This window comes from Nocardia sp. NPDC004722, from assembly GCF_053601505.1.
Map to the genome: position 1 here is coordinate 1 of NZ_JBSGBY010000493.1, position 6,530 is coordinate 6,530.

6 protein-coding genes and 2 pseudogenes are annotated in these 6,530 nt (G+C 68.5%); 5 read left to right on the forward strand and 3 right to left on the reverse strand.

Annotated features, from left to right (window positions below):
* Window positions 1-283, forward strand: a pseudogene (locus tag ACWELQ_RS34340) (hypothetical protein); the annotation flags it as partial.
* 61 nt (window positions 284-344) lie between these two features.
* On the opposite strand, the gene ACWELQ_RS34345 reads toward ACWELQ_RS34340, so the two are convergent.
* Together ACWELQ_RS34345 and ACWELQ_RS34350 are read right to left on the reverse strand one after the other, a co-directional pair.
* On the reverse strand, window positions 345-572 hold the full coding sequence (locus ACWELQ_RS34345; RefSeq protein WP_452401189.1) for a hypothetical protein: 228 nt from the start codon (window positions 570-572) through the stop codon (window positions 345-347).
* A gap of 112 nt (window positions 573-684) precedes the next feature.
* Window positions 685-1,767 carry an AraC family transcriptional regulator gene (locus ACWELQ_RS34350; RefSeq protein ID WP_452401184.1) on the reverse strand — a complete coding sequence of 361 codons (1,083 nt, stop codon included), beginning with the start codon at window positions 1,765-1,767 and terminating at the stop codon, window positions 685-687.
* Between ACWELQ_RS34350 and ACWELQ_RS34355 the strand changes: the two genes are divergently transcribed.
* From ACWELQ_RS34355 to ACWELQ_RS34370, 4 genes are all read left to right on the forward strand, one after another.
* Window positions 1,766-3,256, forward strand: coding sequence for a flavin-containing monooxygenase (locus ACWELQ_RS34355; protein ID WP_452401185.1), 1,491 nt, complete (start codon window positions 1,766-1,768; stop codon window positions 3,254-3,256). The two genes, ACWELQ_RS34350 and ACWELQ_RS34355, sit on opposite strands and share 2 nt — an antisense overlap.
* Before the next feature lie 122 nt (window positions 3,257-3,378).
* Window positions 3,379-4,089, forward strand: a complete 711-nt coding sequence (locus ACWELQ_RS34360; RefSeq protein WP_452401186.1) for a hypothetical protein — start codon at window positions 3,379-3,381, stop codon at window positions 4,087-4,089.
* A 93-nt stretch (window positions 4,090-4,182) separates the two neighbouring features.
* Window positions 4,183-4,737 (forward strand): Rv3235 family protein, encoded by a 555-nt coding sequence (locus ACWELQ_RS34365; protein WP_452401187.1) that lies wholly within the window; start codon window positions 4,183-4,185, stop codon window positions 4,735-4,737.
* Window positions 4,738-4,872: 135 nt separating this feature from the next.
* Window positions 4,873-5,220, forward strand: coding sequence for a histone-like nucleoid-structuring protein Lsr2 (locus ACWELQ_RS34370; RefSeq protein WP_452401188.1), 348 nt, complete (start codon window positions 4,873-4,875; stop codon window positions 5,218-5,220).
* Between the two features lie 113 nt (window positions 5,221-5,333).
* Here the strand turns inward: ACWELQ_RS34370 and ACWELQ_RS34375 are convergent.
* Window positions 5,334-6,530 (reverse strand): annotated as a pseudogene (locus ACWELQ_RS34375) (hypothetical protein); the annotation flags it as partial.

Below are 6,530 nucleotides of genomic sequence, written 5' to 3' on the forward strand. Positions count from 1 at the left end.
GACGCTGTCGGTGCTGGCGGTGCCGATGTTCGTGATCCCGGCGTGGGGGCCTTCGGAGTTGGTGCCGTATCTGGGGGCCCCGGTGCCGCGCCTGGAGTGGGGCACCGACGGCGTGATGTCGCTGGAGGACTTCACCACCCGGGTGAAGGGGCTGCGCTGGAGCAAGCCGATCGCCGCCGGGCGCACGGTCACCGCGACGGTGGAGACCCGGCAGGGCCGCGGCATCGCCGAACTGGACTTCACCGCCGGGCTGCGCGTCGAGTCGGCGCGAATCTTCGTGTAGGCCGGTTGATTCCGCGTAGGCCGGTTGATCCCGCGTGGGCCGGTGGATTCGGTGCGGCCGGTCAGTCCCGGCTGCCGACGATCTCGGCCACCGCGTTGTTGCTGCTGAACGTGGTGCCCCCGGCCGCGCCGACCACCTTCCCGTGCACGCTGATCAGCCACTGGCCGCACACACAGCGCAGATACTGCACGCTGCGATGAGAGGACACGGCCGCGGGCGAGGGCCAAGCGCAGGACGGGCATTCGGCGATCATCAGCACATCCTGGTGGTGCGACCGCCGGATCACCATGATCGACACGCGGCAACTCGCAAAATGGTTGCGTGTTACGCGAGACTCGCCGTGCCTGATTTGCCAATGGGCTCAGCAAAACTCGTGACACGCCCAGTGAAACACTAGGGCTTCAGCCCACTTTGCCGCGCCGTACGGCGGTAGGCGTAGCACCCCACCAGCGTTGGCAGCACCGGGTGAACACCGACTGCTCCGACAGCCCGATGAGCGAGGCCACCTGGCTCATCGGCATGTCCGTGGTCGTCAGGTAGCGGCGGGCCTCGGCGCGGCGCACCTCGTCGAGAATCGCCGCGAAGGTGGTGCCCTCGTCCGCCAACCGGCGTTGCAGCGTGCGCGGATGCAGGGTGAGCAGCCTTGCGACGGCATCGATTTCGGGGGCGGCGGTGCCGAGCAGCTTCTGCAGGGTGGTGCGCACCCGCGGGGCGGTAGCCGAGGCCGCGCCGCCGGACTGCTGAGCCAGGAAGGCCATGGCGAGCCGGTGCAGGTTCTCGTCACCGCCGGTGAGGGTCCGGTGCGCCAGGCTGCTGGGACCGCGCAGCACGGCGGCCGGCCGCTCGATTCGCACTGTCGCGCCGAAGAATTCCTCGTACGCCTGGATCGGGGCCGGGGGCCGGTAGGGGAGTTCCACCGAGCGCAGCCCGTAGCGGTCCTCGGTGAGCCGCTGAATCGTCCTGTGCACGAAGGCCAATCCGAGATCGGTGCCCTGGACCGGGGTGGGCAGGCCGGGGGCGGTGACGCCGTAGCGCAGCGCGATGACGCCACGATCGCCGTACGGGTCGGGTTCCATGGTCAGGCTGAGCGACCGGGCGTGCACGAACAGGTAGCGCGAGGTGCAGTCCAGCACGCCTGCGAGGCTGGTCGCGTTGCGGATGGCCAGCGCCAGCGGGCCGAGCATGTCCAGGTCCTGCCGGTGGGCCATGCGCAGGCCGAGATCGGGGCAGTCGAGCCGATGCGCGGCGAGCTCGAGCACCGCGCCGACGGCCTGGTCGGGGACCAGCAGATCGTCGGTGTCGAGGGCGGCGATCGGCAGGCCGCAGAGCGTCATCAGCTCCTCGGCATCGCCGCCGAGTTCGGCCACGGTGGCGCGGAAACCACGCAGGCCCGCCGACCTGATTACCGACATGTCGTCCAGCATCAAATACTTGTCGCGCAGAGTCAAGAAACTGGGTCGCGGGCGCAACAGACTGGAAGTCATGAACGCACCCGCCTCCGCCGAACACCTCGATGTCGTCATCGTCGGAGCCGGGCTCTCCGGCATCGGCGCGGCCTACCGCCTGCAGACCGAACAGCCCGGCCGCAGCTACGCCATCCTCGAGGCGCGCGCCGCGCTCGGTGGCACCTGGGACCTGTTCCGCTACCCGGGCATCCGTTCCGACAGCGACATGTTCACCCTCGGCTACCCGTTCAAGCCGTGGCGCGACGCCCAGTCCATCGCCGATGGGCCGTCCATCCTGCGCTACATCACCGAGACGGCCACCGAGAACGGCATCGACCGGCACATCCGCTTCGGCACCAAAGTCGTTGGCGCGGAATGGGACAGCGCGGCGTCGCGGTGGACGCTGACGTTGGAGCACACGAGCGCCGACGGGGTCGAGCGCAGCACGCTCACCTGCGGGTTCCTTTACTCGTGCTCGGGCTACTACAACTACGAGCAGGGCCACTCGCCCGAGTTCCCCGGCATCGAGGACTTCTCCGGGACCGTCGTGCACCCGCAATTCTGGCCCGAGGACCTGGATTACGCGGGCAAGAAGGTGGTGGTCATCGGTAGCGGCGCGACCGCGGTCACGCTGGTCCCGGCCATGGCCGAGCAGGCCGAGTTGGTCACCATGTTGCAGCGCAGCCCCACCTGGATCTCGGCGGTGCCCGGGCGCGACAAGATCGCCGACCGGATTCGCGAACTGCTGCCCGCGGATCTCGCGCACCGGGTCATCCGCACCAAGAACATCCTGTTCAATATCGGCTTCTACCAGTACTGCCGACGTCGGCCGGAGGCCGCGCGCAAGCTGCTCACCGGGCTCACCACGCGAATCCTCAAGGACGAGAGCCTGGTTGCCGAGCACTTCACCCCCGACTACAACCCGTGGGATCAGCGCCTGTGCGCGGTGCCCAACGCCGACTTCTTCAAGGCCATGCGCAAGGGTCAGGCCGAGGTCGTCACCGATCACATCGAAACCTTTGTGCCCGAAGGCATCCGGTTGAAGTCGGGCCGGGTGCTCGAGGCCGACGTCGTGATCACCGCGACCGGCCTGCAACTGCTCGCCTTCGGCGGCATCGACCTGGTGGTCGACGGCGTCCCGGTGAAACTCTCCGACCAGTTCGTCTGGCAGGGCACCATGATCTCCGGCGTCCCCAACTTCGCGGTCTGCATCGGCTACACCAACGCCTCCTGGACGCTGCGCGCCGACCTCACCTCCCGCCTGGTCTGCAAGGTCCTCGCCTACATGGACCGCAACGGCTACTCCGCCGTCGTCCCCCAACCCCAAGCCACTCTCAACGAACGCCCCCTGCTGGACTTGGCCTCCGGCTACATCCAGCGCTCCATCGGCGACTTCCCCCACCAGGGCGACCGCCACCCCTGGCAGGTCCGCCAGAACTACCTCATCGACACCGCCACCGTCATGCGCACCGACCTGAGCAAGACGTTGCGCCCGGTGACCCCGGCCAAAACCCTCGAGCGGGTGTAAGCCCCGCCGCCTCTCGGGCATCCCCAATCCCTCGGCACGGCGGGATGACGAAGTGGGCAGCGCCAGGCTGTGCGGGCCGTGGGCTGATCGGCGCGTGGATGCGACTGGTTAGCATGGCGGGCATGAGGTCGAAGCGGACAAATAGCCCGGTACGGTCGATTCGGGCGGCGGTGACCGTCGTGTGTGCGGCGGTGTTCGGAGCAGTATCGGGTCTCGGGTCCGTGGCCTCCGCCTCGCCGGTCGGTCCGTCAGCGCCCGGCGGTTCGCTGGTGAGCGAGCAAGGGCCGCTGGATCTTTGGACCGTGCCGACCGCGCCCGCCCAGTCGGCGACGCTGATCGTGGCCTACAGCTTCGGGAATCGGATTCCGGCGGGCGTCGATCCGGCACGCACGATCGGTGAGCCAGGACCGGTGAACGAGGCGCTGGCGGCGGCTGTCGTGGCCGCGCGCGGGGATCGGGCGGTTCCGGTCTACGCGCAGACGGAAATCGCCGAGGTGCTGAAGCAGCGATACGGGATGGTCGATGTGATCTCCATCGATCCGGAGCGCGCGGCGGACGACACCCTCGTCTACCTCTCCACCGACGGCGTGGCCGCCCAGGTGGCCGCGCTACGCGGTGACTCGGTCGCGACCGACTCGGCCGCCGTCGTGGCATTCCGCGATCATCAGTGGCGGGCCACGAAAACGACTGCCAAGCACGGTTTCCGGGCCTTCGCTCCCGAAGGCGTCGACATGCCCGATCAGTACGACCCGCAGTCCGGCCAGACCTGGACCACCAGCCCCCTGCTCTACCTCCCCACCGACTACCTCGGCCGCCTCGCCCTGCTGCGCTAGGCCGGGGTGCAGAGTTCTTATTGCCCCTCCTCGGAGCCGCCGATCGTGCCACGCTGTCGCGGCATTCGTAATCTCTGGGTCGAGGGAGTGTCTGTGGCGTCCGAAGGTGGAATCCTGCGGCCCGCACCGCGGTTCGAGCCGCCGCTGGCGGGTTGCCCGCAGCGGGCGGTGGCGATCGAGCGGCCGCCGGAGCCGACACGGTGCCGGAACCGGGTGGATCGTTCGCGGCTGGCCGGGAATGGGATGTCCGGTTCGGCGGGTTCGGTGGGGCTGCAACGGGTTTTGCGTTCTTCGCACGCTGTGAAAGCCGCCGATAGTGATGAGCGCAACACCGCGGCAAGGGAATTCGCGGGCAAGGCGCTGCGGATGGCAATGGAGGTGCTCGACGGCCGCCGTTCGCCGGGCCAGTTGGGTCCGCTGGCCGAGCCGTCGGTGGTGGCCGCGGTGCGCACCCTCGCGAGTGCCGGGCGGCTGCCCGGTCGCGAACTCGGGAGCGCGACGCTCACCAGGGTCGATGTGATCATCGCCGAGCCCGGGAAGGCCGAAGTCTGCGCGAGTTACGACCGCGGCACGCGACATTTCGCACTCGCCGCCCGCATTGTCCGCGGTCGTTCCGGGTGGCGCTTGGCCGCATTCCGGGTGTGCTGAAGACCGTCTGGTCTCTGCGGTAATAGCAGAATAGTCTGGTCGCGCCGAATTCGATTCGCGCCTGGTTTGAATCCTGCTTCCCGCGGCATTAGCATTTCGGCGAATAGCGGCACCTCACACGTGGAAGGGCAGTCCATGGCGAAGAAAGTCACCGTAACTCTGGTTGACGACTACGACGGCGAATCGAAGGCCGACGAAACCGTCTTTTTCTCGATCGACGGGAACGACTACGAGATCGACCTGTCGAACAAGAACGCCGGTAAGCTGCGGGAGTCCCTCGAGTCGTGGACCGAGAAGGCCCGCAAGGTGGGTCGTTCCAAGCGGGGCAGCACCAAGGTCGCCGCGGGTCGTACCCGTCCGGCCGTGGACCGCGAAGAGAGCACCGCCATCCGTGAATGGGCGCGGGCGCAGGGGCACCAGGTTTCGTCGCGCGGTCGTATCCCGGCCGAGATCGTCGACGCTTACCAGCGTGCCAAGAATTAACCAGCGCAAATCGCGGGCATGGAAATTAGCTGGGAGCCGATGGTCCGAGACCATCGGCTCCTGACATATCCGGCCAATGGCGCGATTGGGATTCCGAGGGTTGCCGGTTGTGCTCAGGCGGCGCGTATCAGCGCGCTGCCGCAGTCGGGAAGTTCCGCGCGAATCCTTTCCAGCAGGCGTTCGGCGCGGTCGCGATGCGCCGCGGCCGCGTCGGCGTCACCGCGGGCCGTCGCCAGTCCGGCCAGGATCGAGTCCATCGGGCCGAACTCGGTGAGCCCTGTTTCCAGGCCGATGAGAGTGCCGCCGTGCGGGCTCAGGAATTCGTAGAGCTCGACAATTGCTGACGTGTCGCCGAGCTCGATGGCAGCCACTGCCCGGAATGCCGACATGAGCACCGGATAGAAGCCCGCCGCAATCGGATCCGAATCCTCGTACACCGCGCGGGCGCGCTCGCGCTGCCCGGCCTGCAACAGGGCGAGGGTGTAGGCGGGCGCGGCCGCGGCGGGCAATGCCGCATGGGCCTGGGCGAGCCGATCCAGCAATGTGCCCAGTTCCCCGCGCGCCCAGCCGATCGACAACGCGCAGAACAGTTCCGATTCCGCGTGATTGGCCACGCCGGATTGCCTGGTACGGGCTGTGAACTGCGAATACAGGGCGTCGGCCCGGTCGATATCGCCGCGCAGCAACTCCATGGTCGCCGCGAAGCAGCTGACCATATCCAGCAGCGGCCGCAACTGTCCCTCGTCGGCGAACTCCACCGCCGCCGCCACCCGTCGCCCGGCCTCGCGCAGATCGGCCCGCGCCACCGCCGCCCGATAGCCCAGATAGTGTGCGAGCGCGCGATACTCGGCCAATCCGGCGGCGGTAGCCACCGCCTCCAGTTCAGCCACCAGCTCCGCGAACTCCTTGCCGTAGTCGAAGGCCAGGTAGGTGACCGCGTTGATGGCCGTGCACAGCAATTCGGGATCTTCGGTGCGCCGCGCTATCTCGAGCGCCAGCGTCGCCAGCAGATGCCCGGTCGAATACTCCACCAGCCCGGTCTCGAACGTCGCCGTCACCAGCAACAACACCAGTTCGCCGTCCGTGGCGTCGGTCGAATCCTGCCTGCCCGCCAGCATTTCCGCCGCGCCGACCGACACCGACCCCGTCGAATCGCTCGACGCCGGATCGCTCGAGGCCGATCTCGCCGAGCCGCTCGACGCGGGCCGCGCGGAGTCGGGCGGCCCGGCGAGCGGTGCCGCGCCGGAGGTTTCGAGCAGGGCCAGCAGGGCCGGGCGGACGCCGTGTCGGGCGAGGGCGCGGGACAGGGC

Bases quoted from the DNA above. Each gene is read 5' to 3' on its own strand.
- ACWELQ_RS34350 (WP_452401184.1), bottom strand. From the start codon at position 1,767: ATGACTTCCAGTCTGTTGCGCCCGCGACCCAGTTTCTTGACTCTGCGC.
- ACWELQ_RS34360 (WP_452401186.1), top strand. From the start codon at position 3,379: ATGAGGTCGAAGCGGACAAATAGCCCGGTACGGTCGATTCGGGCGGCG.
- ACWELQ_RS34370 (WP_452401188.1), top strand. From the start codon at position 4,873: ATGGCGAAGAAAGTCACCGTAACTCTGGTTGACGACTACGACGGCGAA.
- ACWELQ_RS34355 (WP_452401185.1), top strand. From the start codon at position 1,766: ATGAACGCACCCGCCTCCGCCGAACACCTCGATGTCGTCATCGTCGGA.
- ACWELQ_RS34345 (WP_452401189.1), bottom strand. From the start codon at position 572: ATGGTGATCCGGCGGTCGCACCACCAGGATGTGCTGATGATCGCCGAA.